Annotated in this window: 22 protein-coding genes and 1 pseudogene; 14 read left to right on the forward strand and 9 right to left on the reverse strand. The window is 67.5% G+C overall.

What is annotated here, in order from left to right; all coding sequences use genetic code 11:
- Nucleotides 1–20: 20 nt before the first annotated feature.
- The 5 genes and pseudogenes from R2B38_RS26910 to R2B38_RS26930 all read left to right on the forward strand — a co-directional run bounded on the left by R2B38_RS26910 (nt 21) and on the right by R2B38_RS26930 (nt 5,994).
- Nucleotides 21–827: a class I SAM-dependent methyltransferase gene (locus R2B38_RS26910; protein WP_318018544.1), complete on the forward strand. Its 807-nt coding sequence runs from the start codon at nt 21–23 to the stop codon at nt 825–827.
- 706 nt (nt 828–1,533) lie between these two features.
- Nucleotides 1,534–1,746: pseudogene (locus R2B38_RS26915) on the forward strand (undecaprenyl diphosphate synthase family protein); the annotation flags it as partial.
- Between the two features lie 381 nt (nt 1,747–2,127).
- Nucleotides 2,128–3,453, forward strand: a complete 1,326-nt coding sequence (locus R2B38_RS26920; protein ID WP_033286578.1) for a PhoH family protein — start codon at nt 2,128–2,130, stop codon at nt 3,451–3,453.
- Between the two features lie 381 nt (nt 3,454–3,834).
- The gene (locus R2B38_RS26925) at nt 3,835–4,551 is read left to right on the forward strand and encodes a transglycosylase SLT domain-containing protein (RefSeq protein ID WP_078652846.1); all 717 of its coding nucleotides are present in this window, start codon (nt 3,835–3,837) and stop codon (nt 4,549–4,551) included.
- A gap of 138 nt (nt 4,552–4,689) precedes the next feature.
- A complete protein-coding gene (locus R2B38_RS26930; RefSeq protein ID WP_318018545.1) occupies nt 4,690–5,994 on the forward strand; it encodes an AI-2E family transporter in 1,305 nt (434 codons plus the stop codon).
- A 122-nt stretch (nt 5,995–6,116) separates the two neighbouring features.
- On the opposite strand, the gene R2B38_RS26935 is transcribed toward R2B38_RS26930, so the two are convergent.
- Both R2B38_RS26935 and R2B38_RS26940 read right to left on the reverse strand, forming a co-directional pair.
- Nucleotides 6,117–6,653: an alkyl hydroperoxide reductase gene (locus tag R2B38_RS26935; protein WP_033286581.1), complete on the reverse strand. Its 537-nt coding sequence runs from the start codon at nt 6,651–6,653 to the stop codon at nt 6,117–6,119.
- 6 nt (nt 6,654–6,659) lie between these two features.
- Nucleotides 6,660–7,214 (reverse strand): peroxiredoxin, encoded by a 555-nt coding sequence (locus tag R2B38_RS26940; protein ID WP_318018546.1) that lies wholly within the window; start codon nt 7,212–7,214, stop codon nt 6,660–6,662.
- A gap of 135 nt (nt 7,215–7,349) precedes the next feature.
- Here R2B38_RS26940 and R2B38_RS26945 point away from each other — a divergent pair, with 135 nt between their 5' ends.
- The 4 genes from R2B38_RS26945 to R2B38_RS26960 all read left to right on the forward strand — a co-directional run bounded on the left by R2B38_RS26945 (nt 7,350) and on the right by R2B38_RS26960 (nt 10,264).
- Nucleotides 7,350–8,306: a LysR substrate-binding domain-containing protein gene (locus R2B38_RS26945; RefSeq protein WP_318018547.1), complete on the forward strand. Its 957-nt coding sequence runs from the start codon at nt 7,350–7,352 to the stop codon at nt 8,304–8,306.
- Between the two features lie 198 nt (nt 8,307–8,504).
- A complete protein-coding gene (locus R2B38_RS26950) occupies nt 8,505–9,401 on the forward strand; it encodes a MarR family transcriptional regulator (RefSeq protein ID WP_318018548.1) in 897 nt (298 codons plus the stop codon).
- A gap of 70 nt (nt 9,402–9,471) precedes the next feature.
- The gene (locus R2B38_RS26955) at nt 9,472–9,831 is read left to right on the forward strand and encodes a roadblock/LC7 domain-containing protein (RefSeq protein WP_033286585.1); all 360 of its coding nucleotides are present in this window, start codon (nt 9,472–9,474) and stop codon (nt 9,829–9,831) included.
- A 4-nt stretch (nt 9,832–9,835) separates the two neighbouring features.
- Entirely contained in the window at nt 9,836–10,264 is a 429-nt protein-coding gene (locus tag R2B38_RS26960) for a hypothetical protein (protein WP_026150674.1), read from the forward strand.
- Between the two features lie 32 nt (nt 10,265–10,296).
- Here the strand turns inward: R2B38_RS26960 and R2B38_RS26965 are convergent, their stop codons facing one another.
- The 5 genes from R2B38_RS26965 to R2B38_RS26985 all read right to left on the reverse strand — a co-directional run bounded on the left by R2B38_RS26965 (nt 10,297) and on the right by R2B38_RS26985 (nt 15,213).
- On the reverse strand, nt 10,297–12,636 hold the full coding sequence (locus tag R2B38_RS26965; RefSeq protein WP_318018549.1) for an ABC transporter permease: 2,340 nt from the start codon (nt 12,634–12,636) through the stop codon (nt 10,297–10,299).
- Nucleotides 12,633–13,325 carry an ABC transporter ATP-binding protein gene (locus R2B38_RS26970; RefSeq protein ID WP_318018550.1) on the reverse strand — a complete coding sequence of 231 codons (693 nt, stop codon included), beginning with the start codon at nt 13,323–13,325 and terminating at the stop codon, nt 12,633–12,635. The genes R2B38_RS26965 and R2B38_RS26970 overlap by 4 nt, the downstream gene beginning before the upstream one ends.
- Nucleotides 13,322–13,846 carry a PadR family transcriptional regulator gene (locus R2B38_RS26975; protein WP_318018551.1) on the reverse strand — a complete coding sequence of 175 codons (525 nt, stop codon included), beginning with the start codon at nt 13,844–13,846 and terminating at the stop codon, nt 13,322–13,324. The genes R2B38_RS26970 and R2B38_RS26975 overlap by 4 nt, the downstream gene beginning before the upstream one ends.
- 186 nt (nt 13,847–14,032) lie before the next feature.
- Complete coding sequence (locus tag R2B38_RS26980) at nt 14,033–14,290, reverse strand: hypothetical protein (RefSeq protein ID WP_318018552.1); 258 nt, start codon at nt 14,288–14,290, stop codon at nt 14,033–14,035.
- On the reverse strand, nt 14,287–15,213 hold the full coding sequence (locus R2B38_RS26985) for an SPFH domain-containing protein (protein WP_318018553.1): 927 nt from the start codon (nt 15,211–15,213) through the stop codon (nt 14,287–14,289). The genes R2B38_RS26980 and R2B38_RS26985 overlap by 4 nt, the downstream gene beginning before the upstream one ends.
- A 235-nt stretch (nt 15,214–15,448) precedes the next feature.
- Here R2B38_RS26985 and R2B38_RS26990 point away from each other — a divergent pair, with 235 nt between their 5' ends.
- On the forward strand, nt 15,449–17,782 hold the full coding sequence (locus R2B38_RS26990) for a transglycosylase domain-containing protein (RefSeq protein ID WP_318018554.1): 2,334 nt from the start codon (nt 15,449–15,451) through the stop codon (nt 17,780–17,782).
- Nucleotides 17,783–17,955: 173 nt separating this feature from the next.
- On the opposite strand, the gene R2B38_RS26995 is transcribed toward R2B38_RS26990, so the two are convergent.
- Nucleotides 17,956–18,336, reverse strand: coding sequence for a hypothetical protein (locus tag R2B38_RS26995; RefSeq protein ID WP_318018555.1), 381 nt, complete (start codon nt 18,334–18,336; stop codon nt 17,956–17,958).
- Between the two features lie 181 nt (nt 18,337–18,517).
- Between R2B38_RS26995 and R2B38_RS27000 the strand changes: the two genes are divergently transcribed.
- Nucleotides 18,518–19,120 carry a hypothetical protein gene (locus R2B38_RS27000; protein WP_318018556.1) on the forward strand — a complete coding sequence of 201 codons (603 nt, stop codon included), beginning with the start codon at nt 18,518–18,520 and terminating at the stop codon, nt 19,118–19,120.
- An 81-nt stretch (nt 19,121–19,201) separates the two neighbouring features.
- Here R2B38_RS27000 and R2B38_RS27005 read toward each other — a convergent pair whose 3' ends face one another.
- Nucleotides 19,202–19,756, reverse strand: coding sequence for a hypothetical protein (locus R2B38_RS27005; protein ID WP_318018557.1), 555 nt, complete (start codon nt 19,754–19,756; stop codon nt 19,202–19,204).
- 615 nt (nt 19,757–20,371) lie between these two features.
- Between R2B38_RS27005 and R2B38_RS27010 the strand changes: the two genes are divergently transcribed.
- The 3 genes from R2B38_RS27010 to R2B38_RS27020 all read left to right on the forward strand — a co-directional run bounded on the left by R2B38_RS27010 (nt 20,372) and on the right by R2B38_RS27020 (nt 23,825).
- Nucleotides 20,372–22,714 (forward strand): glycoside hydrolase domain-containing protein, encoded by a 2,343-nt coding sequence (locus R2B38_RS27010; RefSeq protein WP_318018558.1) that lies wholly within the window; start codon nt 20,372–20,374, stop codon nt 22,712–22,714.
- 134 nt (nt 22,715–22,848) lie between these two features.
- Nucleotides 22,849–23,151 carry a hypothetical protein gene (locus R2B38_RS27015; RefSeq protein WP_318018559.1) on the forward strand — a complete coding sequence of 101 codons (303 nt, stop codon included), beginning with the start codon at nt 22,849–22,851 and terminating at the stop codon, nt 23,149–23,151.
- A gap of 8 nt (nt 23,152–23,159) precedes the next feature.
- Nucleotides 23,160–23,825 carry a hypothetical protein gene (locus tag R2B38_RS27020; RefSeq protein WP_318018560.1) on the forward strand — a complete coding sequence of 222 codons (666 nt, stop codon included), beginning with the start codon at nt 23,160–23,162 and terminating at the stop codon, nt 23,823–23,825.
- Nucleotides 23,826–23,952 lie beyond the last annotated feature (127 nt).

A 23,952-nucleotide genomic window follows, 5' to 3' on the forward strand; every position in this document is an offset into this window, starting at 1 on the left:
CGCCCTGCGACCATCGCCCCATGGACAACAGCGGGAGCGGTACGGGCGGTACGGGCAGCTTCGAGGACCTCGTCGCGGAAGGTGTCGCCGTCCCCACCGAGGGCTGGGACTTCTCCTGGTTCGAGGGCCGGGCCACCGAGGCGCGCCCCTCGTGGGGGTACGCGCGGTCGGCCGGCGACCGGCTCTCGCGCGCGACCACCGCCCTGGACGTGCAGACCGGGGGAGGGGAGGTCTTCGACTTCGCGCTGAGCCGGGCCGCCGCGCAGCCCCCGATGCTCGTCGCCGCCACCGAGGGCTGGCCGCCGAACGTCGCCAAGGCCACCGAACTGCTCCGCTCGCGCGGGGTCGTGGTGGTCGCCGCGCCCGAGGACGCCCCGCTGCCCTTCGCCGACGGCGCCTTCGACCTCGTCCTGAGCCGCCACCCGGTCCGCGCCCACTGGCCGGAGATCGCCCGCGTCCTGCGCCCCGGCGGCACGTACTTCGCCCAACACGTCGGACCCCGCAGCGCGTTCGAGCTCGTCGAGCACTTCATCGGCCCCCAGCCGGAGGCCGTGAGCGGCGCCCGCGACCCCGAACGCGAAGGGGCCGGCGCCGAGGCCGCGGGCCTGGAGATCGTCGAAGTCCGCGCCGAGCGGCTGCGCATGGAGTTCCACGACATCGCGGCCGTCGTCCACTTCCTCCGCAAGGTGATCTGGATGGTCCCCGACTTCACGGCCGAGGCCTACGAGCCCCAACTGCGCGCCCTGCACGAGCGGATCGAGGCCGAGGGCCCGTTCGTGGCGCACAGCACCCGCCACCTCTTCGACATCCGCAAGCCGCACGCGTGAGTGCCCAACCTCCCGGCGCCGCACGCCATTTGGCGAAATCCCGCGCGCCCGAATGGCCGTAGTCCTGCCGTAGTCCTGCCGTAGTCCTTCGGCGGTCGCCGTACGAGTGTCCTGGCCCGCCCCGCCCCTCCTGGGCGCCCCGCAACCCCTGCCGGTCCCGCTCGGTGTGTCCGCGAAGCGGAGGCCGCCACGCCCGGGCGGGATCACGTCACCTCACGTCCCCCATACGTACACGGGTTTTCCACATCGTTATCGGGATCGACTCGCATCCCGCCCGTCGCCTCACGTAAGTTCAGACCAAGGTAATTCGCGTGAGCAAAGCCGCGCGGTCGGCACCGCGCGGTGGAGGGGGCCGCGCGGTGCCCTGCCCCGTCAAGCGGACGTTCGCTGACGGCGTCACCCCTGGGAGCGACACGCTGCGGGTCGGCGGAAAACCTCCACGTTCTCCTTGGAATCCGCTGTGAATCGGCCATGATCAGGGTCGGAATCGGGGGTTCCGCACCCCCTGACGCGTCGTCGGACGGTTTCGGAGAGTAGTTGTGGCGCGCCGATGCACGCAGCATCACTTACGAAGGGTTATGGTGGAAACCCCCCTCGGGCCGGTCCGTATCCCCCCACGGACCGGCCCGATTTTTTGTGCCCCGCGTCGGCCGTCCGCACATCGGCCGGGTCCGACCTTCGTGCCGAACCGGGATGCGGTCCCGTCCTCATCGGCAAGCACCTCTGTACAGGTGCCCGGCCCGACCCCGATCTGGTGATCCGGACGAGCGGCGAACAGCGTTTGTCCGGATTCACGCTCTGGCAGACGGCCCACTCCGAGTACTACTTCTGTGAGGTCTTCTGGCCGGCCTTCCGCGAGGTCGACTTCCTGCGCGCGCCGCGTGACTACGCGGCGCGACACCGGCGTTACGGCGGATGAAGAGGCCGCTACGGCACGTGACCGGCCGTAGCGGAGCAGGATCGGGCCGCTACGGCGGATGACGGACAGAACGCCTGGAGTCGGCGGGACCACCCCCTTGGGACGTAAGTAACAAGGAGTTCACCAGGGCGCCGTCATATGCCGTGGCATGGCGGCGCATGTTCGAGGGCATAAGCCAAGCAGGTCGACGCCCGAACCACGGGTGTCGTATCTCAGCGGACGGCACGGGGCCGTCCGCCCGGGAGGCCCTTTGCACCAGTTCGACCGTGCGGTCAGTACGGGCGAGACGGAGGGCCGGTTCTCGGCCCGCGCATCGCGGCCTGGACCGGTCCAGCTCCTCTCCGTCGCTCCCCGACCTCTTCCGAGGGGGTACGTCCTTCCGTGGTGACCAGCACAAAGCGCCGTATGCCTGACCGGCGCACCTATGTTCTCGACACCAGCGTTCTGCTGGCCGACCCGAACGCACTGAACCGCTTCGACGAGCACGAAGTCGTGCTGCCGATCGTCGTGGTCACAGAGCTGGAGGCCAAGCGGCACCATCCCGAACTCGGGTACTTCGCCCGGCAGGCCCTGCGCCTGCTGGACGAGTTCCGCGTCCGGCACGGTCGCCTCGACGCCCCCATCCCGATCGGGGAACTCGGCGGCACCGTCAGGGTCGAGCTCAACCACTCGGACCCCAGCGTGCTGCCCAGCGGCTATCGCCTGGGGGACAACGACTCCCGCATCCTCGCGGTCGCCCGCAACCTGCAGGCCGAGGGGTACGACGTCACCGTCGTGTCGAAGGACCTTCCGCTCAGGATCAAGGCGTCCTCCGTCGGACTCCTCGCCGAGGAGTACCGCGCGGAGCTCGCCATCACGGGCTCCTCCGGCTGGACCGGAATGTCCGAACTGACCCTGCCGGGCGAACAGGTGGACATCCTCTTCGAGGAGGGCCACGTCTACGTCCCGGAGGCCGCGGACTTCCCCGTCCACACCGGTCTCACGATCCAGTCCGAGCGCGGCAAGGCGCTCGGCCGGGTCACGGCCGACGGCAACGTCCGCCTGGTGCGCGGCGACCGGGAGGCGTTCGGCATCAAGGGCCGCAGCGCGGAACAGCGCATCGCGCTGGATCTGCTGCTCGACCCGGACATCGGGATCCTGTCCATGGGAGGCCGGGCCGGCACCGGCAAGTCCGCGCTCGCGCTCTGCGCGGGCCTGGAGGCGGTCCTGGAGCGCCGCCAGCACAAGAAGGTCATGGTCTTCCGGCCGCTGTACGCGGTGGGCGGACAGGAGTTGGGCTATCTGCCCGGCTCCGAGGCCGACAAGATGGGCCCCTGGGCCCAGGCGGTCTTCGACACGCTGTCCGCGGTCACCAGCCGCGAGGTCATCGAGGAGGTCACCGCCCGCGGGATGCTCGAGGTCCTGCCGCTCACCCACATCCGCGGACGCTCGCTGCACGACGCGTTCGTGATCGTGGACGAGGCGCAGTCCCTGGAGCGGAACGTCCTGCTGACCGTCCTGTCCCGGATCGGCGCCAACTCGCGGGTGGTCCTCACCCACGACGTGGCCCAGCGGGACAACCTCAGGGTCGGCCGCTACGACGGTGTCGTCGCCGTGGTGGAGAAGCTGAAGGGCCATCCGCTCTTCGCGCATGTGACCCTCACGAGGTCCGAGAGGTCCCAGATCGCGGCGCTTGTGACCGAAATGCTGGAGGACGGCCAAATCTGAGGCAATACAGGCCAGTTGGCGCCGCTCCGTAAAGCCGATGAGCTTAGCGGGGCGGCGCTTCGGCGTCCTGCTGTTTCTCCAAATCCCGTGGGGCAAACGGGATGTGAGCTTTCACACGCAACTCAGAATTGCCACCCGGCGTCCGGTTACGGCAGAGTCTCATTCCTGTCAGGCCCCGCATACGACACACGTGTACCCCCAGCGGTACGCACCACTTGAGCATCACAGCCAACTCCACAGCGAAGTCGTATGCCGCCCGCTCTCCACGCGGCGCTCCCCGAGCGGGAGTCGCCCACCGGGCCCGTGCCTCCCGTGACCCCGCAGTTGGGAGGCCAGCGTTCAGGGGCACGATTGCGTCCGCCAGGGTCACCGAAGCGGACGATGCTGGAAGGACACCGTGTGAGCCGGATTTCGGTCCGGGGATTCGCAGTGGCTTCGGCCACCGCGGTCACCGCCGTCGGAAGCGTCGTAGGCGTTGCCTCGGGCAGCGTCGCACAGGCGCAGAACAATGACGCCGAGACGACGGCAGCCGACACCACGCTCCTGGCGGACATCCCCACGGGCCAGCAGGCCCAGGTGCAGACCGCCTCCTTGACGCAGCAGGCCGACGCCCAGGCGATCCAGGCCGACGCCAGCGCCAAGAAGGACGCGGAGGAGTCGGCCCGCCTGGCCGCCGCCAAGACCGCCGTCGCCAAGAAGGCGGCCGCGGAGAAGGCGGAGAAGCTGGCCAAGGAGAAGGCCGCGGCGAAGGCCGCGTCCGCCAAGGCGAGCAGCTCCTCGTCGAGCTTCCCCGTGCAGAGCTCCTACACGGTCGCGCAGATCCAGTCGATGGCCGCCTCCATGGTGCCCAGCGGCCAGTTCCAGTGCTTCAGCAACATCGTGGACCACGAGTCCAGCTGGAACTACCGCGCGGTCAACGCCTCTTCCGGCGCCTACGGCCTCTTCCAGGCCCTGCCCGGTTCCAAGATGTCCTCGGTCGGTTCGGACTGGCAGACGAACCCGGCCACCCAGATCAAGTGGGGCCTCAACTACATGGACAGCCGCTACGGCAGCCCGTGCGAGGCCTGGTCGTTCTGGCAGGCGAACAGCTGGTACTAGGTCGTACGCCCGTTCCGGGCCGCTCAACCTCACGAGGCCCCTCCCCGTCATAGGGGGAGGGGCCTTCGCCCTGTACGGTCGGACTCGCAGCGACTCCAGGGGGGAGTAGTGGGGCAGGACGGGGGAAGAGGACGCATCATGTCGCGAGTACCAGGATGGCTCGGCAAGGTCGGTGCCGGACTGAGCGAGATGGGGGAGCGGTTGGACGAGCGCCGCGCCGAGGTGGCGAAGGAGCACACCGAGGCAGCGCCCGAACCGCCCACGGATCACCCCGAGGACACCCAACCCCGGGAACCCGTACCGGTCACCATCGCCCGCGACCGCCCCGACCCCGCGCTCGCCGTGCCCTGGGGCGTACGCGTCGCCGCCGAGGCCGGCTGGCGGCTGCTGATCCTGGCCGGCACGGTCTGGGTCCTGATGCGCGTCATCAGCGCGGTCCAACTGGTCGTCCTGGCCTTCGTCGCGGCCCTCCTCATCACGGCCCTTCTCCAGCCGACGGTCGCCCGCCTGATCCGCTACGGCTTCCCGCGCGGCGTCGCCACGGCGCTCACCGCGATCCTCGGCTTCGTCGTGATGGGGCTGATCGGCTGGTTCGTGACCTGGCAGGTCATGGCGAACATCGACAACCTCTCCGACCAGGTCCAGAACGGCGTCGACGACCTGCGCAACTGGCTGCTCAAGGGCCCGTTCCACGTCACCGAGAAGCAGATCAACCAGATCGCGAAGAACCTCCGCGAGGCCATCGGCGCGAACACCGACCAGATCACGTCGGCGGGCCTGGAGGGCGTCCAGGTCATCGTCGAGGCCCTGACCGGCATCCTGCTGACGGTCTTCTCGACCCTCTTCCTCCTCTACGACGGCCCGCGCATCTGGCAGTGGTCGCTGAAGCTGGTGCCCGCGGCGGCGCGGCCGGCGATGGCGGGCGCGGGTCCCCGCGCGTGGCGCACGCTCACGGCCTACGTCCGGGGCACGGTGATAGTGGCGTTCATCGACGCGGTCTGCATCGGCGTCGGCATCTACTTCCTCGGCGTGCCGATGGCCGTACCGCTGGCCGTCTTCATCTTCCTGTTCTCGTTCATCCCGCTGGTGGGCGCGGTGGCGTCCGGCGCGCTGGCGGTCGTCGTCGCGCTGGTCACCCAGGGAGTGTTCACGGCCCTGATGACCCTGGCGGTGGTCCTCGCGGTCCAGCAGATCGAGGGCCACATCCTCCAGCCCTTCATCCTGGGCCGCGCGGTCCGGGTGCACCCGCTCGCGGTGGTCCTCTCGGTCGCCGCGGGTGGGATGGTCGCGGGGATCGGCGGAGCAGTGGTGGCGGTGCCGTTGGTCGCTGTGCTGAACACGGTGGTGAGTTACCTGAAGTCGTACTCCCAGGAACCGGGGCGGGGGGCTACGGCGGTGTCTTCCCTGCCGGTTGATCCGGAGCCGTCGGACCAGGCACCGTAGAAACGCGATTTCCCACCCACCCGCCCGTTTCTGCCCGTTAAAAGGTGAACCTTTCAACTGACGGTGAACGGGTGGGTGGGTGGGAAACCGGGAGCCTCAGCGAGACGGACCGTCAGCCGAAGTCACTCGGCGGCGAGAACCGCCTCCGCCTCCAGCGTCACCCCCACCGCCTCCACAACCGCCGCGATCTTGAACGCCTCCTGGATCACCTCGCGCTCAACACCCGCCTTGCGCAACACCTGTTCGTGCGAGTCGAGACACATCCCGCACCCGTTGATCGCGGACACGGCGAACGACCACAGCTCGAAGTCGACCTTGTCGACCCCGGGGTTGCCGATGACGTTCATCCGCAGCCCGGCCCGCAGGGTGCCGTACTCGTGGTCGGACAGGAGATGCCGCGTCCGGTAGAAGACGTTGTTCATCGCCATGATCGCGGCGGCGGACTTGGCCGCGCCGTACGCCTCGGGCGACAGGTTGGCCTTGGCCTCCGGCGCCAACTCCCGCAGTACAAGCGGCGACCGGGACGCGATCGCCGTAGCGAGAACCGTGCCCCACAACTGCTGCGCCGGCAGGTCGGAGTTGCCGATGACCGAACCGAGGTTGAGCTTCAGGTCCTTGGCGTAGTCCGGTATGGCGGACTTCAGGGTGTCCAGTGACATCTCAGGTCACTCCCCGGCGAGCAGCGCGCCCGCGTCCAGCGTGTCGTCGCCCTTGGTCCAGTTGCACGGGCAGAGCTCGTCCGTCTGGAGCGCGTCGAGGACCCGGAGGACCTCCTTCGGGTTACGGCCGACCGAGCCCGCGGTCACCATGGAGAACTGGATCTCGTTGTTCTGGTCCACGATGAACACCGCGCGCTTGGCGAAGCCGTCCTCGCCCTCGATGCCGAGGTCGCGCATCAGCTCGTGCTTGGAGTCGGCCAGCATCGGGAACGGCAGGTCGCGCAGGTCGTCGTGGTCCTTGCGCCAGGCGTGGTGGACGAACTCGGAGTCGCCGGAGAAGCCGAGCACCTGGGCGTCACGGTCGGCGAACTCGTCGTTCAGCCTGCCGAAGGCGGCGATCTCGGTGGGGCACACGAAGGTGAAGTCCTTGGGCCACGCGAAGACGATCTTCCACTTGCCCTCGTAGGTCTTGTGGTCGATCTGCCGGAACTCCTGGCCCTTCTCCAGCGAGACACAGGCGGTCAGATCGAACGACGGGAACTTGTCACCGACAGTGAGCACAGGCTCTCCTTGCAGCGGAGCAACACCCAAGCGGAATGGGTGCTTCTCGTGGGTTGGTCGGCCCCGATCCTGGCACAACGTGCATTGATTGTGGAAATAGCTACACTGGGTCGTGTTGATCGGAGGCGGTTATCAGTGACCGTTAGTAATACGAGTAAGAGACGCCAGCCCAGCCTCGCGCAGCTGCGCGCCTTCTCCGCGGTCGCCGAGCACCTCCACTTCCGGGACGCGGCCGCCGCGATCGGCATGAGCCAGCCCGCCCTCTCCGGTGCCGTCGCCGCGCTGGAGGAGACCCTCGGTGTCACGCTGCTGGAGCGCACCACCCGCAAGGTGCTGCTCTCGCCCGCCGGTGAGCGGCTCGCCGTACGGGCGAAGGCGGTGCTGGAGGAGGTCGTGGCGCTGCTGGAGGAGGCGGAGGCGGTGCGGGCGCCGTTCACCGGGGCGCTGCGGCTCGGGGTCATCCCGACCGTCGCGCCGTATCTGCTGCCGACCGTGCTGCGGCTGGTGCACGACCGGTACCCGGACCTCGATCTCCAGGTGCACGAGGAGCAGACCGCGAACCTGCTGGAAGGGCTGACCACCGGACGGCTCGATCTGCTGCTGCTCGCCGTGCCGCTGGGGGTGCCCGGAGTGGTCGAACTCCCTTTGTTCGACGAGGACTTCGTGCTCGTCACCCCGCTCGGCCATTCCCTCGGCGGGCAGACCGGCATCCCGCGCGAGGCGCTGCGCGAGCTGAACCTGCTGCTGCTCGACGAGGGGCACTGTCTGCGCGACCAGGCCCTCGACATCTGCCGCGAGGCAGGGCGCGCGGACGCCCCGGTCACCACCACCGCGGCCGGACTGTCCACGCTGGTGCAGCTGGTCGCCGGGGGGCTCGGGGTCACGCTCCTGCCCCGTACCGCTGTCCGCGTCGAGACGGCCCGCAGCGATCAGCTCCTCACCGGCTACTTCACCGAGCCCGCCCCGACCCGCCGGGTCGCCCTCGCGATGCGCACCGGGGCGGCCCGCCGAGCCGAGTACCAGGAACTGGCCGCCGCCCTGCGCGAGGCGCTACGGCCGCTGCCCGTAAGGGTGTTGGGCACCGGCAACTGACCCGCTCCGGCCGGCAACCGACCCGCCCCCGTTCGGTCAAATGAGCGTCGGACAAAGGAAATCGAACGGCGGGAATTCTCAACTTCCGTCACCCGCAGGCAGGTAGGAAGAACCCGTCCGGAATATGCGCGCGGACTGATACACCTTCACCCCTCAGCGCTACACGTCAGTTGCGTGTACGAAAAGCCTAGGGGAGTGATGTCGGGCATTCGGGATTCCCTCGGCCGGGTCGGTCACGACCTGCTCGCGCGGGCTCTGGCGACCTGTGGGCGCGAGGAGTTCACCGGGGGACTGCGGGTGTCCGGCAGACCCGGCGGCACCTTCCATCTGCGCCGAGGGCTCGTCGTCGCCGTGGAGAGTCCCGGTGCTCCGGGGCCCGAGGCACTGCTGCTCCGCTCCGGCCGGGTCGGCGGCGAGCAATGGGCCGATCTGGTACGGGAGTCGGGCGGCACGCGCTGGCCGCTGGACGGGCTGGTCGCCCACGGGTACGCGGGCGCCGCCGAGTTGCGGATCGTGTGTGTGCTGGCCCTCCACGACGCGGCCTTCGCGGTCGTCGCCGGTGACATCGACGACTGTGAACTCGCCCCGGACGCCCAGCCGTTCGCGCCGGTCACGCTGGGCGAGCTCTCGTCCCGGCTGCTCCAGGACGCGGCCCGGAAAGCCGCCGCGATCGCCGCGCTGCCGTATCCCGTACGCCCCGACCGGGAGCGCCCCCGGCCCCCGGCCCACGTCCTCGACGAGGCCGGACTCGGGCTGCTGCAACGGGAGTTGCTCACCCATGTCGACGGCCGCCGTACCGCACGCGATCTCGCGTTCCGCACCGGGCGCGGGGTCTACCCGGTCACCGCCGAGGGACTGCTGGAGTGCGCGGACAGCCCCGTGCCGATCCCGGTGCGGGTGCCGGCCGAGGCGCCCGAAGAGTTTGTCGTACGCCGTCGTGAGCAACCGGCGCTCCCACCGCCGCAGTTCACCGCGCCCGCCGAGCTGCCCCGCCGTAATCCGGGCGCCAGCGGGATCACCGAGACTCTCGTCCCCGAGAAGAGCGGGGCGGGTTGGAAAGGGTTCTTCCGGCTGCGGAACGGAACCTGGAAATGACCCCGATGGAACAGATGCGATCAGTTTTAGGGGAGTTGAGTAAGTGGATCACAAAGCCCTGACTTTGGAAATGCGCGAACTGCGGGAAAAGGTGACCGGTATCACCGACACCGCGCTCACGGCGGCCGACGGACTGCTCATCGCGGCCGACACCGCCGACACGATCGACCCGGAGGCCCTCGCCGCGCTGGCCGCGGCCGGCCTGGGTCTGGCCCGGCGCACCGCCGAGGCCACCGACCGCGGCACGCTGCGCCAGACGGTGACGTACGGCAGTCACGGCTGCGCCGCGACCTACGCCGTGGGTGACACCGCGCTGATGGTGGTGCTCGGCGACGAGGGGATGGACGTCGACCGGCTGCACCTCGCGGCCCGGCCGACGCTCGACCGGATCGAGTCGATCCTCACGGAGAAGGCGTCAGAAGGAGTGTGAAGGGATGGCGACGAAACGTATGACCCCAGGATTCTCCGACCAGGTGATGGGCCTGGTCAAAACCCTCCGGACCGATGCCCCCGACTGTGTGGCCTCGGGTGTGGTCGACATGTCCACCGGCATGCTGCTCTCGTACGAGACCATCGACAACCACCCGCCAGAGGTCCTCGACCTGCTGGCGGGTGCGACCCTCGACCTGTTCCAGGGCCGGACGGTCGCGATGATCGAGGACGTCTTCAAGGAACGCCGCGGGATCACCAGTGACCACCACTACTTCCAGGAGATCCTCGTCAACAGCGAGAACCTCACCCATCTGTTCGTGCGCATGACCGAGCAACAGGACGTCGTCGCCGTGGTCGTCTGCCGCAAGTCCGTGAACGTGGGCATGCTCTTCGCCCAGGTCCGGCGCGTGGTGCGGGAGTACGGGCTCTGAGACGGGGCGGGCGGACGGCCGCGGGTGGAGTACTACTCCGTGCGCAGGCCGTCCGGCCGCATCATCCGCAGCAGCGGCGGCAGGCTCAGCAGGGTCACCGCCAGGACCACCCCCGCGCCGATGCCGGTCATGGCCAGCACGCTCGACCAGTCGATCCGGATCGACGCGGCGCTCATCTTCAGCAGCACCGCGCCCAGCGTCAGCCCCACCACCGTGGCAAGGACCAGGCCGAGGCCGATCGGGATCGCCGTCTGCCACAGCACCGACAGGCTCAGCGTGCGCCGCCGGGTGCCGAAGGCGACCAGCGCCGACAGCAGCTTCCTGCGCTCGCGCAACTGCTCCAGCTGCGACACCAGCAGACTCGCCCCGATGAGGAGCAGCACACAGGTGGCACCGACGAACAGCCCGGTGCGGATCGAACGGAACTGCGGCGACTCCGTGTTGCGCGCCAGCAGGAACGAGTCCGCCAGCGGGTCCATCGTCGCGACGGTGTTCCGTACGTGGTCGGCCGCGTCCGGCACCGACAGGTCGAGCGCGACGTACACCCGCCGCTCCAGGCCCTTGACCCCGCCCGCGGGCAGCGCGCCCGAGGTGATCAGCAGCCCGTCACGGGCGTAGCCGGTCGGGTCCTTGCGCGGGGCCGCCGTCTTCACGCCGGCCGGTACCTTCCAGGCGGTCGGGGCGGCCGAGCTTCCGTCGTACGACGGGTCGAAGTACACCGTTCGGCCGGCCTTGGTCAGCCGCTTCGTGATGGTGGCGGTCCCGCTGTCGGTGCTGGTGATCCGGAAGACGTCACCGTCGCGGCAGCCCGTCACAGCGGCCACCTCGCGCAGTTGGGCGCAGCTGCCTGCGGCCACTCCCAGCTCGTCGTTCGGGTTCTTCGCCCGGTCGCCGACCGAGCCCTGCGAGATGGCCGACGTACCGCTCACGCCCGTGGTCCCCGCGATCTTCCGGTCGGCCTCGGCCAGCGAGGTGCCGCCGGCGACCGTGACCTCCATCTGGGCCCGGTGCAGGTCGCTGCCGGTCGGCTTGGTGTAGTTGCCCTCGACCCCGGAGAACAGCATCTGCAGGGCGATCGCCCCGGCCACCGCGACCGCGATGCCGTTGACCATCCGGGCGGCCGTACCACTGCTCAACTGGAGCCTGCGGACGGCGAGTTGCCAGGACACCGAGCCGGAGTTCAGCCGCGCCACGGTGGCCTCGACGACCCAGGGCAGCAGGGCGGTGACGCCGACGAGCAGCAGGACCGTGCCGCCGGTCACCAGATACTGGTTGAAGTTCCCGTTGGAGTCGCCCTTGCCCATCATCGGGTAGAGCATCGCGAGGCCGGCCAGCGGCAGCAGCAGCCGCCACCACAGCCGGCGGCGCGGCGGCTTCGCCTTGCGGACCACACCGAGCGGCTCGATGACGACCCCGCGCAGCGCGAGCAGCGTCACCAGCACGGCCGCGGCCGGTACGGCGACGGCGACGAGCAGGGCGAGCGCGGGCGACGGGTTGAGGTCGCTGGGGTACAGGCTGATGTCCCGCACGTCCATCAGGGACGCCAACTGCCGCCCGGCCAGGAAGAATCCGGTGCCGAAGACGAGCCCGAGGAGCGCCCCCGCGAGCGCCTCGCCGCCCGCGATCCGGCGTGCCATCCGCCCGTCGGCGCCGACCAGCCGCAGGGCCGCGAGCCGTCGGTCCCGGCGCTCGCCGCCGAAGCGCACGGCCGCGGCGATGAACACGGCGACCGGCAGCAGCAGCACGATGAACACGATCAGGATCAGCAGGAGCAGCACCGGGTCCAGCTTGTCCGGCTGGGTGCCCGGGGAGGGCCCGAAGTAGTTGATGCGCTCGACGGTGCCGCCGGACTGCCGCCCTTCCAGTCCCTTCCCGCCCGCGTAGTAGGCGAGTTCGGCGGGCCCGATGAGTCCCTGGTCCGCGATGGTGCCGGTGATCCGGTAGGGCAGCCGCTCGCGCAGCAGCTTCCCGGAGTCCGACGTCAGCAGCTTCTCCAGCGCGGGGGAGACGACCATGTCGCCCACCGCGGGGAACTTCGCGACCCCGGGCGGCAGCGGCGCCTTGGCACCCTCGGGCTCCAGCAGCCGGCCCCGCACGTCCTTGGTGCGGAACGTGGTGTCCGTGCCGGCGACGATGAGGGTGTTGTCCGCCTTCGCCAACTGCTTCCCGCTGTACGTGAAGTCCATCCGGGCATTGCCGCGCGCGTCGCGCTCGGACAGCGCGTTCGGCAGTGCGGTGGTGAGCAGCAGCAGCGCCACCCCGAGCCCGACGCCGACGGCCGTCAGGACGGCCCGCACCCAGCCCTCACGCCCGCCGCCGAAGGCGAACCGCACCCCCATGGCCAGATCGGCCGACCACTGACGCACGTTCATACGACGCGCTCCATGTCCCTGGACTTGCCGTCCCGTACGACGATCTCGCGGTCCGAGTACGCGGCCACCCGCGCCTCGTGCGTGACCAGCACGACGGCCGCGTTGGTGGACCGGGCCGCCTCGGTCAGCAGCTCCATCACGCGCTCGCCGTTGAGCGAGTCGAGCGCGCCGGTCGGCTCGTCGGCGAACAGCACCCGCGGGCTGGTGACCAGCGAACGGGCGACGGCGACGCGCTGCCCCTGCCCGCCGGAGACCTCACCGGGCCGCTTCTTGGCGAGGTCGTCGACCTCAAGGCGCTCCATCCAGCCGAGCGCGGCCCGCTCGGCCTCCTTGCGGTGCGTGCCGTTCAGCCGCAGCGGCAGGGCGACGTTCTCGACGCAGGTCAGCTCCGGCACCAACTGCCCGAACTGGAACACGAACCCGAACTCCGAGCGGCGCAGCGCGCTGCGCTGGGCGTCGCTCATCGTCGCCATCTCCTGCCCGTTGTACGTGATCGAGCCCGAGTCGGGCGGCACGATCCCGGCGAGACAGTGCAGCAGCGTCGACTTCCCCGACCCGGAGGGCCCCATCACCGCGACGACCTCGCCGGGGTGGATGGAGAACTCCGCGCCGTCCAGCGCGGTCGTCGGCCCGTAGGCCTTGCGCAGCTCCTGGGCTGCGAGCAGGGAACCAGCGGGATGTGTCGTCACTTGGCCACCACCTCGGCGAGTTTGTCGAGGCGCGCGGCGGTGAGCTCCAGCCACCGCAGGTCGGCCTCCAGATGGAAGAGGGCGTGGTCGCAGATCAGCTGGTCCGCGAGATCGCCCTTGCGCTTGCGGTCGGTCAGGATGCGCATGCCGCGCAGATGCTCGGAGCGCTGCACGTCGAGGATCTCCGCCGCGTTGCGATGGGTCAGCAGCGCGAGGACGACCTTGGTGTAGAGGGCCGACTGCAGATACGGCTCGGGCTTCTCCGGCGTCGCGAGCCACTGCTGTACGTCGGTGATCCCGGCGTCGGTGATCGCGTACCGCTTGCGCTCGGGACCGCCGCCGGCCTCGATGCCGTCGACCTCGACGAGACCGTTCTTCAGCAGGCGGGACATCGTCGAGTAGACCTGGCCGTAGTGCAGCGGCCGGTCGTGACCGAACTTCTCGTCGAACGCCCGCTTCAGGTCGTAACCGTGACGCGGGCCGGACTCCAGGAGCCCCAGAAGGGTGTGACCGATGGACATGCGGAGCACTCTACACACGGGGTATACGCGGTGTGTATACGCACGGTGTGTAGATCATGGCGGGGGGTGGGGAAGCGCAGGTGGGGCGCGGATGGGGGCCGATTGTCACGGTTCTGCAATAGGGGCTGAAGTGTTCTGTCGAGGCCGCCCACCCCCAGCCCGTCCGGTGTTTGAGGACGAGGCCCTTCAGGCCGACGGGGGTCTGGGGGCGGAGCCCCCAGGAGGCCGGCCACGACGAGGCAGCGGTCCAGCTTCACCGGGCAACCGGCCCGCCTCCGCCAGAGCCCGCCGCAGCAGGAACTCGATCTGCGCGTTCGCGGACCGCAGTTCGTCACCGGCCCACCGCGCGATCGCCTCGTACACCGAAGGGTCCAACCGCAGCAACACCTGCTTGCGCTGCTGCGGCTGACGCTGAGGGGCTGAACCCCCGGAGGGAACCGTCACTGGTACAGGGTGCCCGTGTTCAGCACGGGCTGCGGCGCCCGGTCCCCGCAGAGCACCACCAGGAGGTTGGAGACCATGGCCGCCTTCCGTTCGTTGTCCAGCTCCACGATGTCCTGCTCGGTGATCCGGGCCAGTGCGGCCTCGACCATGCCGACCGCGCCGTCGACGATCTGCCGCCGGGCCGCGACGACCGCGCCGGCCTGCTGCCGCTGGAGCATCGCCGAGGCGATCTCGGGCGCGTACGCGAGATGCGTGAAGCGGGACTCGATGATCTGGACGCCGGCCGCCTCGACGCGGGCGCTCAGTTCGAGGACGAGCTTCTCGGTGATCTCCTCGGCGTTGCCGCGCAGCGAGAGTCCGCCCTCGTCGTGGGAGTCGTAGGGGTACTCGATGGCGATGTGCCGTACCGCCGCCTCGGTCTGGATGGCGACGAAGTCGCTGTAGTCGTCCACCTCGAAGGTGGCCTGCGCGGTGTCGCGGACCTTCCACACCATGACCGCGGCCAGCTCGATCGGGTTGCCGTAGGCGTCGTTGACCTTGAGGACCGCGGTCTCGTGGTTGCGCACGCGGGTCGAGATCCTGGTGCGCGAGGTGAAGGGGTTCACCCAGCGCAGCCCGTCCTGCCGGATCGTCCCCCGGTACCGCCCGAAGAGCTGCACGACCCGCGCCTCGCCCGGCGCGACCGTGTTCAGCCCGCGCATCGCGATGAACGCGGCGAGCAGGACGAGGACGCCGCCGATGATCAGCGCGGCCTTGGCCCCGCCCGAGCCGACCGCGCCGGCTCCGGCCAGCAGTCCGGCGGAGACGAGCAGTCCGGCCAGACCGAGAACGAGCGCGAGCCCGCCGCCGATGCTGTGCGCGGCGAACTCCCGCACACGCGGGGCAGGCATGTCGGGTACGTCTGCGGGTACTTCGGTGGTCATGGTGTTCCCCCGTAGCTTGGTTGAATCAAAGTGATATCACTTTACCCTGCTACGGCAACCCTCAACCCCTCTCGTACGTCGGTTCCATAAGGACGGGTGCTGATTGTCACGTCCGTAATGGACCGGATCGACAGCCCTTTGTCACAACTCCTGGTGTTAGCTTTCTGAGCTGACTTGACGGGCGAACCTGTGTGACACCAGAGCACAAGAGAGCGAAGCGGAGCGAAACGGACTCATGGGACGAGCGGAAGAGAGACGAGCGCGCCAACGCGGTGGCCACCGCGCGGCGCCCAAGACCCGCCGCTCGTCGGGGGCGGACGGCTCGGGCGCCAAGGAAGGCACGGGCTCCAAGGGCTCCAAGGACGGCAGGAGCTTCATACGCAGGCTCTTCACCTGGAAGAAGATCCTCGGTACGTTCCTCGGCTTCTGCCTGCTCGGCATCGGCGCGTTCATCGTGCTCTACATGATGATCAGCATCCCCGCGGGCAACGCCGACGCGAAGCTGCAGAGCAACGTGTACAAGTACAGCGACGGCTCGATCCTGACCCGCAAGGGCGATGTGAACCGCGAGAACGTCGACCTCTCGCAGGTCCCCAAGGCCGTCCAGGAGACGTTCGTCGCCGCCGAGAACAAGACGTTCTACAACGACGCCGGCGTCGACCTCAAGGGCACCGCCCGCGGTCTGCTCAACACGCTGTCCGGCAAGGGCGCGCAGGGCGGTTCGACGATCACTCAGCAGTACGTGAAGAACTACTACCTGACGCAGGACCAGACCGTCACGCGCAAGCTGAAGGAAATGGTCATCTCGCTGAAGCTGGACCGCGAGAAGTCCAAGGACTACATCCTCGCCGGGTACATCAACACCAGTTACTACGGCCGCGGCGCCTACGGCATCCAGGCCGCCGCCCAGGCCTACTACCGGGTCGACGCCAAGGACCTCAACGTGCGGCAGGGCGCCTATCTCGCCGCGCTGCTCCAGGCGCCGAACCAGTACGACTGGCAGGCCGCGACCGGCACCGGCCGAAAGCTGGTGCGGGCGCGCTGGAACTACGTGCTGGACAACATGGTCGGGCAGGGCTGGCTCAACGCGACCAAACGCGAGGGGATGAAGTTCCCGATCCCTGAGGAGCCCAAGGCCGAGGCCGGCATGGCGGGCCAGAACGGCTACATGGTGTACGCGGCCAACCAGGCCTTGGAGAAGCAGCTGATCTCGCAGGGCGTGGCCGCCAACACCAAGGAGGCCGAGGCGCTGGTCGACGCGGGCGGCTGGACAATCACGCTCAACATCGACAAGAAGAAGCAGGCCCAGCTGGAGAAGGCGGTCAAGTCCCAGCTGACCAGCAAGCTCGACGCCAAGAAGCGCAAGGTCGACGGCAACGTTCAGCCCGGTGCGGTGTCGGTGAATCCGAAGACGGGCGCGGTCGTGGCGATGTACGGCGGAGTGGACTATTTGAAGCACTTCACGAACAACGCGACCCGCAGCGACTACCAGCCCGCCTCTACCTTCAAGCCGGTGATCCTGGCCGCGGCCCTGGCCGACCAGGCCAAGACGCAATCGGGCAAGACGATCACCATGAAGACGCTCTACGACGGCACCAGCAAGCGCCCGGTGGTGGGCAGCGACATCGCGTTCGCGCCGGAGAACGAGGACGACGTCGACTACGGCAAGGTCACCGTCCAGACGGCGATGAACAAGTCGATCAACTCCGTCTTCGCGCAGCTCGGTGTCGACGTCGGCATGGACAAGGTCATGAAGACCGCGGGCGAGCTGGGCATGGACACCGGCGACCTGAAGGCCGTACCCGCGCAGACCCTCGGCACCATGGGCGCGAGCCCGATGGAAATGGCCGGTGTCTACGCCACCTTCGACAACCATGGCAAGAAGGTCACCCCGGCGCTCATCAAGTCGGTGGTGCACAACACGCGCACGGTCACCATGCCGGACCCGATCGGCGCCCAGGTCATCCCGCGTGAGGCCGCCGACACGGTGTCCTCGGTGCTGACCGGTGTGGTCGACGACGGTACGGCGAAGAAGTCGGTGGCCGAGAACAGCAAGCGCGACGGGCAGCAGGTCGCGGGCAAGACGGGTACGTCCGACAACAACAAGTCGGCCTGGTTCACCGGCTACACGCCCGATCTGGTCACCTCGGTGGGCCTGTTCGGCGAGGGGGCGGTCGGGACCAAGCAGGCGAGCCAGCAGGTGACGCTCACCGGCGCCACCGGCCTCATCCCGTACCCCGGCCGTATCAACGGTGGCGGCTATCCGGCGCAGATCTGGGCGACGTACATGTTCGGAGTGACCAAGGCGAACGGCAAGTTCGACCTGGACACGGACCAGGGCGCGGCCGTCGAGCCGGACTACACGCCGACGCCGACCCCGACCCCGTCGGCGACACCGTCGAAGACGCCGACGCCTTCGGAGACACCGTCCGAGACGCCCTCGGAGACGCCTTCGCAGACGCCGAGCCAGACGCCCTCGCAGACACCCAGCCAAACGCCGACGACCACTCCGCCGACGACACCGAGCGACGACAATACGGACCAACCGTTCGACCAGTTCGGCCAGTAGCCAGGCCACATGTGAAGGGCGCCCGGCATGCCGCCGGGCGCCCTTCACATGTGCTCAGAAGCTCAGGAAGCCGAAAGATCCTTTGTGCCGGGTGTGCTCCGGATGAGGCCGCCGCCGGCCAGTTGCCGTGACCGCCGCGACGGCGCCGACGACGGATCGGTGCCGTCGCGGCCTCAGGTGGAGTTGACGTCCTTTGTGGTGATCGTGCTCCAGAGGAGGCCGCCGGTGGCGGTGCCTTCCCAGTCACCTTCCATGGCCCCGATCGAGAACGTCACGTGTTCAGGGAGGTTGAGATTCACATATCGTGTGAATCCCTGGCCCTCTCTGTTCCAGTAGAAGTACTGGGTGCCCAACTGGTATGTGCCGACGGCGGAGTGTCCGTTTGCTACTTCGTCGGTGATGTACATGTCGTCGCCGTATGCCACCCAGTGCACCCTGGCGCCGCCGTTAAAGCTGTAGATCTCTGCATCCTCGGCGACGGCGGTCGTGGTTGTGGTCGCCGCTACCGCGGTCGCGATCGCACCAATGAATGCAATCCGCATCAGTGACTTCATGAAGGATCTCCATCTTGCCTCTGTCGAATAACTGCTCGTTTAATGCTGGATCGACAAACACCGCGAAGTAAATATTTCCGCGCGATTCGCCATTCGCTCTTTTTGTATCATGGCATTGTGTTGATCCTTCCGATTGTCTAGGATGGCAGCGTCAAATGGCTCTCCTCTCGCGAAGGTCGGTATGAAGAGACCGCATTACGCAACCTCTGTCGCTCTCATCATTGCTTTTTCGGCTCTGATTGTCGCCTGTGGACGGAACGGCAACTCCGAGCCGAATGCTGCTGACAGTAGTAGTGCGAGTATTTACCGGGGAATGCGGGCGGAACCTTCAGGGGAAAAGCTGCTGACCGCGATGAAGGATGTTGCTGATTCCGGTGAAGGGTTCACGCTGAAGGATGCTACGAGTCTTGGCCGATATGTCTATCACGGTCAGGTCGGCGAATATATCGCATGCTTCCGGAAGGGGGTTCCCAAACTTCAAGCCGTAGAGATTTATGCGGTACCCAAGGCGGAGAGTTGCCCGGAAAGGCTAGGCATGAGGGTGCAAGCTTCAAAGCTTTCGAGCCTCGTTGGCCAGAAACTGGATGCATCTCTGCTGGCTGTGCTTGTAGCTGGGTACTACCCGGATCACGTGAAGGTGTTCAAGGCTGACGCCCCGGAGTCGCAGGTCGCGAACCCCAAGTCGCTGGCGAGCTGGCAGGTGTGTGTTCAGGAACCCAGAGCTGGAACGGAATACGTGGCATCAGCGAAAGTGCGGCTGTACGTTGCCGAAAAGTGTCCGTGATCTATCGGCGGACTCCGGAGTGATGATGTCCGAGACCCCGACTGATAACCCCGGGGTGCCCTTTCGGAGACGGTGTCGAAATCAGTCGCAGAGCGTCGCTGACCTCACCCTGTCGATGATCGCTGTTCCGCCGGCATCCCACATGATCGCCGTGACCGGGGAGCACATGACGTACAGGCCGTTGCTGTTCTCGTACTTCACGGGACCGGCGTACTGACTGTACGTACCCTCATCGGTCGGGCAGGCCGCACCCGCCTTGTTGGGGCAGAGCTTCAGTTTCATGTGCTTCGCGCTGCTCGTGTTGTTGTCGAACAGCGCGCACACGCCGAAGGCCCCCACGGAGGACTTGACGTAGGTGAAGAGGGTTCCGTAGCGCCTGGAGTCAGGAAGCTGCTCTGCGAACTCCAGTTCGTAACCGGTTCCGCAGAGGGTGGCCGTCGCGCTGACGGTGGCGGGATCCGCCTCGGCGATGGCGCGGGTCCGGGCGTCTCGGGCGCCATTGGGGGACAGTCGGACGTCGGTACCCGCGATGTGTCGCTCAGGCGTGCGGGCCTCCTGGGCGATCGCTTGCGGAGCGGACAGGACGGAGACGGCGAGTGACGCGCCGACAGCAACAGACCGGATGAGTTTGCGCATGGAAAGGGCTTCCTTTCGGTGCGGGTTCTGGACGGTGTCGTATGTCGGGTGAGAAGGAGCCGACTTGGCGGAGTGATCTGCACCTGCCAAGTGAGGCGGTCACCATAGGCATGTGTCGGCGCCGTCGACCAGCGATTATTTGCGGCCTGGCTCGATAACGCCCCTGTGGGATCACGGTCGGAGACGGCGCTGGCCCTGTGTGCGGGCGGCTGGAGGAAACGTGAACCGCTTGCGGAACGGCCTCTTCCATGGGCGCATTCGGGCCACTTCCTCTGCGCCGTGAAGTCGTCCTTGACTTCCGTCCATGATCCGAGGCTATGGTGATCGGCGTCCGGGCGGTTCGACGACTGAACTGCCGGAACGTGCGCTGGCCAACGATTGGGGGATCGTTGTGATGGGGGAATGCGTCGCCGTGTCGCGATGCCGGCTGCCCATGAGCAGTGAGCGAAACTCGTACGCCCTGCTCCGTTCTGTTCGACTTTCCTGACGTAATGCCGTAAGGCGATTCATTTCCGTACGCAGTGGGCTGCCCGAAAAGTTATGCCTGCCGAGGATCACTGTTGCCTCGTGTGTTCACGTTCCCAGAATCCCACCTGCTGAAGGAGAGGCCGCTCCATGGCCGATGAGAAGGTTCTTGCTGCCCAGAAATGGGTGAACGCTACTTATTCTGGCGTGTCCGGGTACGTGAGGTGCCCCGAAGACGGCAACACCGGCTGGGCCACTATGTACAGCTTGATCATGGGTCTTCAACATGAATTGGGTATTAGCCCAGTCGTTGCCAGTTTCGGCGACGGAACCCTCTCTAAGGTCGCCGCTCTCGGGTCCATCGGTATTGGGTGGAATGCGAACGGAAACGTTCTCAAAATCATTCGTCACGGGCTGTTCTGCAAAGGGTACTGGGGTGGCGACACGAGTGTTGCCAGCTTCGACTCCGCCGCGGCAGCGTCCGTGAATCAGATGAAGAGCAACATGGGTATCACCCAGGACGGCGGCGTTGTCCAGGCCAAGGTGTTCAAAGCGATCCTGAATATGGACGCATATGTCGTAGTCGTCGGTGGCACTGAAAAGGTCCGCGCCATTCAGCAGTGGCTCAACGGGCGTTATTGGGGGAGGAGTACCTTCTCCATCGGTCCCGCGGACGGAAACTTTTCCCGCGACGTCCAGCAGGCACTTATGAAGGCCATCCAGATCGAGATCGGTATTCCCGAGAGCCAGGCCACCGGCAACTTCGGCGCGGGCACCCAGGCCGGTCTGAAGGCCAACCCGGTCGGGCCGGGCTCATCGGGGATCTTCATGCAACTGTTCTCCGCCGCCTGCGTTTTCAACGAACCGGTCGCGAGCGCGCCTGAGGACGACCAGCGGACCCATTTCACCGACACCTGGGACTCGGATGTCGAGGGCTGGATACGGGGTTTTCAGAGGTTCTCCGCCCTCACCGACAGCGCCGGCAAGGTGAGCGGGGTGGGTGACTACCCGACCTGGGCGCAGTTGCTGGTCTCCATGGGCGATCCCGATCGGAAGGTCACCGCCTCGGACACCGCCTACGCGATCACTCTGTCGCGCGGCCAGAGGATGTACGCCGACGGCTATCGGTATGTCGGCCGCTACATCAACGAGTCGGCGGGCGGCGGTTCCAAGATGCTGGAGGAAGGCGAACTCGCCGACATCTTCGCCGCGCGTCTGCGCGTGTTCCCGATCTTCCAGGACAACGCCCGGGCCTACGAGGACTTCAACTGGCCGAACGGTTACGACCACGGCCAGCGGGCCCATGACCAGGCGGTGCACTTCGGCTTCAATCGCGGCACCATCATCTACTTCGCCGTCGACTATGACGCCACCGATGCCGATATGCCCAAGGTTGTCGAGTACTTCCAGGGCGTTGCTTCGGGCCTGGCGAGCAGGGGCAAGCGCTACTCGTACGGTGTCTACGGCTCGCGCAACGTGTGTGCTCAGGTCACGAACGAGACCTACGCCGCCTTCTCCTTCGTGTCCGGAATGTCCTGGGGGTTCTCGGGAAATCTCGGCTTCCCCCTGCCGGGGAACTGGTCTTTCAACCAGATCAAAGAGTTCCAGGTCACCAACGGATCCGACACCTTCTGGCTGGACGCCGACGCGCACAGCGCGGGATCCGACGAAGGCCAGGGGAGCATCAATCAAGCGACCTCTCCCGCGGACCAGTTCGTCTCGTACATATCCGGGCTGTACGACCTGGCGAAAGCGTACGGTCAGGGCAATCCGAACCAGCTGGTGATGGAGTACCTCCGCCATCAGCTGTACGGGGACTGGAAGTGGCGGATCCTGATCGGCGGCTTCGACCAGGGGTTCATCAGCTACGCCGAAGACCACGGGGTCAAAGTGATGACCGAGTTCACTGATCCCTTCTCCGGCCTGGCCCTCGGTCCCGAGCATCTGATGGCCACATGCAACGCGCACTTCCTCAACCCTCCACCGTCCGACCCCGGCGCTGTCAACGTGGGTGACGTCGGCGGATGGGGTGGCGACCTGTTCACCTTCTACGGGGAGTGGCGGCGCGACAGCGACAGTTACTCCTCCGGCTACACGTATTGCATGGAGAAGCTCGGAAATATCGGCGTGAATTCGACTTTCTCCTTCGAGGACCTGGTCGAGGACACCGACGGATATCTGCTCGCACAGAGCGTGCGCGGCGGAGCGACCATCGTCGAAGCGGTGCGCGATCGGTATACCGGTTCAGGCGGTGCGAAGCGGTTCCAGAACTACTATGCAGGCCGGTTCGGTGGATCCGTCGCTCAGACGACCGCCCTGGCCCGGGAGATGCTGGTCACCGACCAGGAGCCGATCGCCGACGGGCGCACCGCTCTCTTCAAGAAGTACGCGGGTGTGTTCTCCATCGGCCCGGCCGCTCTGCCGTCGGAGAAACTGCATGAGTTCTGCCAGGGCTTCGCCGAGGTTCTGGCCGGCCATGTCCAGGTCGAGTAACAGCTGTAAGGCGGCCCGGTCCGCTCGATGAAAGGAGACGCCCCATTCTTGTCGTCGCCCTGGTCACCACTGTCCTCGCCATCGGTGTTCTGATCGCGAAAGCCATCAGCATCTCGTGGACCAAGCAGGTATTCGTGAGCGACGAGGCCCACGGAGCCCTGTGGGAGGCCGCGTTGCTCCTCGCGAGCACCGCTTGGCTGGTCAACGTCTTCGGTCTGGTCTCGGTGTTCGCGGACAACGGTGAGGCCGTCTCCTTTCTTCCCGTCCGCCAGGTCCGCCATACGGACCACGGCGTCGTCAACCTTGTTCCCGCCTGGGTCGCGCCCACCGTGGTGACACTCCTCGCTGCGAGCGGCTTCTGTCTCGTCCTCGCCGCAGGGGCGGCCGCACGGCGCGGGAAGATCCCGTTCATCTGTCGGAAAGGATCCGTGCGTTGAGAAACGCGTTGACAGACCACCCCAGCCGCCGTCGAGTCCTGGCTCTCGGATCGGCGCTCGGTATCGGAACCGCCCTCGCGCTGACGTCCGTCACACCCGCTGCGGCTGCACCGAAGGCGAAGGTGTGGCGTGGAACCCGATCGGCGAATGGCTGGGTCATCGGCGACCGGGCCCCGAGGCAGCGTCTGGAGGGCGCGGCCGGCGTCCAGGTCCCCCTGCTGGACGGCGATGCGTCGACCGTGCTCCTGTATGTGGCACGTCGGTTCTCGTACGAGATCGACACGCTGCGCCCCGGCGATGTCCACGGGCACACCGCCGACCGGCACATCGGCGCCCGCTTCGAGTCGAATTATCTGTCCGGCACCGCCATGGCGATCCGTCCGCTCTTCTATCCCCTCGGCGCGGACAAGGCCACCGCCATGACGGAACAGGAGCGCACGGTCGTCCGGGACATCCTCGCCGACTGCCAGGATGTGGTCGCCTGGGGTGGGGACTTCGAGCCGGTGAAGGAGTCCCACTTCCAGATCGACGTCCCTCCGGGCGATCTTCGGCTCTCCCGTCTGGCCCAGCGGATCCAGGGCTGGGACGCCACGCCCGGACAGGGCGCCGGAAGCATCGACGCGTTCGCCCCGGCGCGCGTCCGCCGTGCCAGAAAGGCGACAGCGGCCGGATAGCGGGCCGGAACCCGAGTGGCACGTAGCGGCCCGGCGTTCAAGTCGGTGGTCCTGGCCGCAGCCCTCGCCGATGGGGCCGGGACGCGGGCCGACCGGACGAACACGCTCTACGACGGCACCAGCAGGC

This window comes from Streptomyces sp. N50 (assembly GCF_033335955.1).
In the GTDB taxonomy this organism is placed as follows: domain Bacteria; phylum Actinomycetota; class Actinomycetes; order Streptomycetales; family Streptomycetaceae; genus Streptomyces.

Bases quoted from the DNA above. Each gene is read 5' to 3' on its own strand.
- R2B38_RS26910 (WP_318018544.1), top strand. From the start codon at position 21: ATGGACAACAGCGGGAGCGGTACGGGCGGTACGGGCAGCTTCGAGGAC.
- R2B38_RS26925 (WP_078652846.1), top strand. From the start codon at position 3,835: ATGCTGGAAGGACACCGTGTGAGCCGGATTTCGGTCCGGGGATTCGCA.
- R2B38_RS26930 (WP_318018545.1), top strand. From the start codon at position 4,690: ATGTCGCGAGTACCAGGATGGCTCGGCAAGGTCGGTGCCGGACTGAGC.
- R2B38_RS26935 (WP_033286581.1), bottom strand. From the start codon at position 6,653: ATGTCACTGGACACCCTGAAGTCCGCCATACCGGACTACGCCAAGGAC.
- R2B38_RS26950 (WP_318018548.1), top strand. From the start codon at position 8,505: ATGTCGGGCATTCGGGATTCCCTCGGCCGGGTCGGTCACGACCTGCTC.
- R2B38_RS26955 (WP_033286585.1), top strand. From the start codon at position 9,472: ATGCGCGAACTGCGGGAAAAGGTGACCGGTATCACCGACACCGCGCTC.
- R2B38_RS26960 (WP_026150674.1), top strand. From the start codon at position 9,836: ATGGCGACGAAACGTATGACCCCAGGATTCTCCGACCAGGTGATGGGC.
- R2B38_RS26965 (WP_318018549.1), bottom strand. From the start codon at position 12,636: ATGAACGTGCGTCAGTGGTCGGCCGATCTGGCCATGGGGGTGCGGTTC.
- R2B38_RS26975 (WP_318018551.1), bottom strand. From the start codon at position 13,846: ATGTCCATCGGTCACACCCTTCTGGGGCTCCTGGAGTCCGGCCCGCGT.
- R2B38_RS26985 (WP_318018553.1), bottom strand. From the start codon at position 15,213: ATGACCACCGAAGTACCCGCAGACGTACCCGACATGCCTGCCCCGCGT.
- R2B38_RS26990 (WP_318018554.1), top strand. From the start codon at position 15,449: ATGGGACGAGCGGAAGAGAGACGAGCGCGCCAACGCGGTGGCCACCGC.
- R2B38_RS26995 (WP_318018555.1), bottom strand. From the start codon at position 18,336: ATGAAGTCACTGATGCGGATTGCATTCATTGGTGCGATCGCGACCGCG.
- R2B38_RS27000 (WP_318018556.1), top strand. From the start codon at position 18,518: ATGAAGAGACCGCATTACGCAACCTCTGTCGCTCTCATCATTGCTTTT.
- R2B38_RS27005 (WP_318018557.1), bottom strand. From the start codon at position 19,756: ATGCGCAAACTCATCCGGTCTGTTGCTGTCGGCGCGTCACTCGCCGTC.
- R2B38_RS27010 (WP_318018558.1), top strand. From the start codon at position 20,372: ATGGCCGATGAGAAGGTTCTTGCTGCCCAGAAATGGGTGAACGCTACT.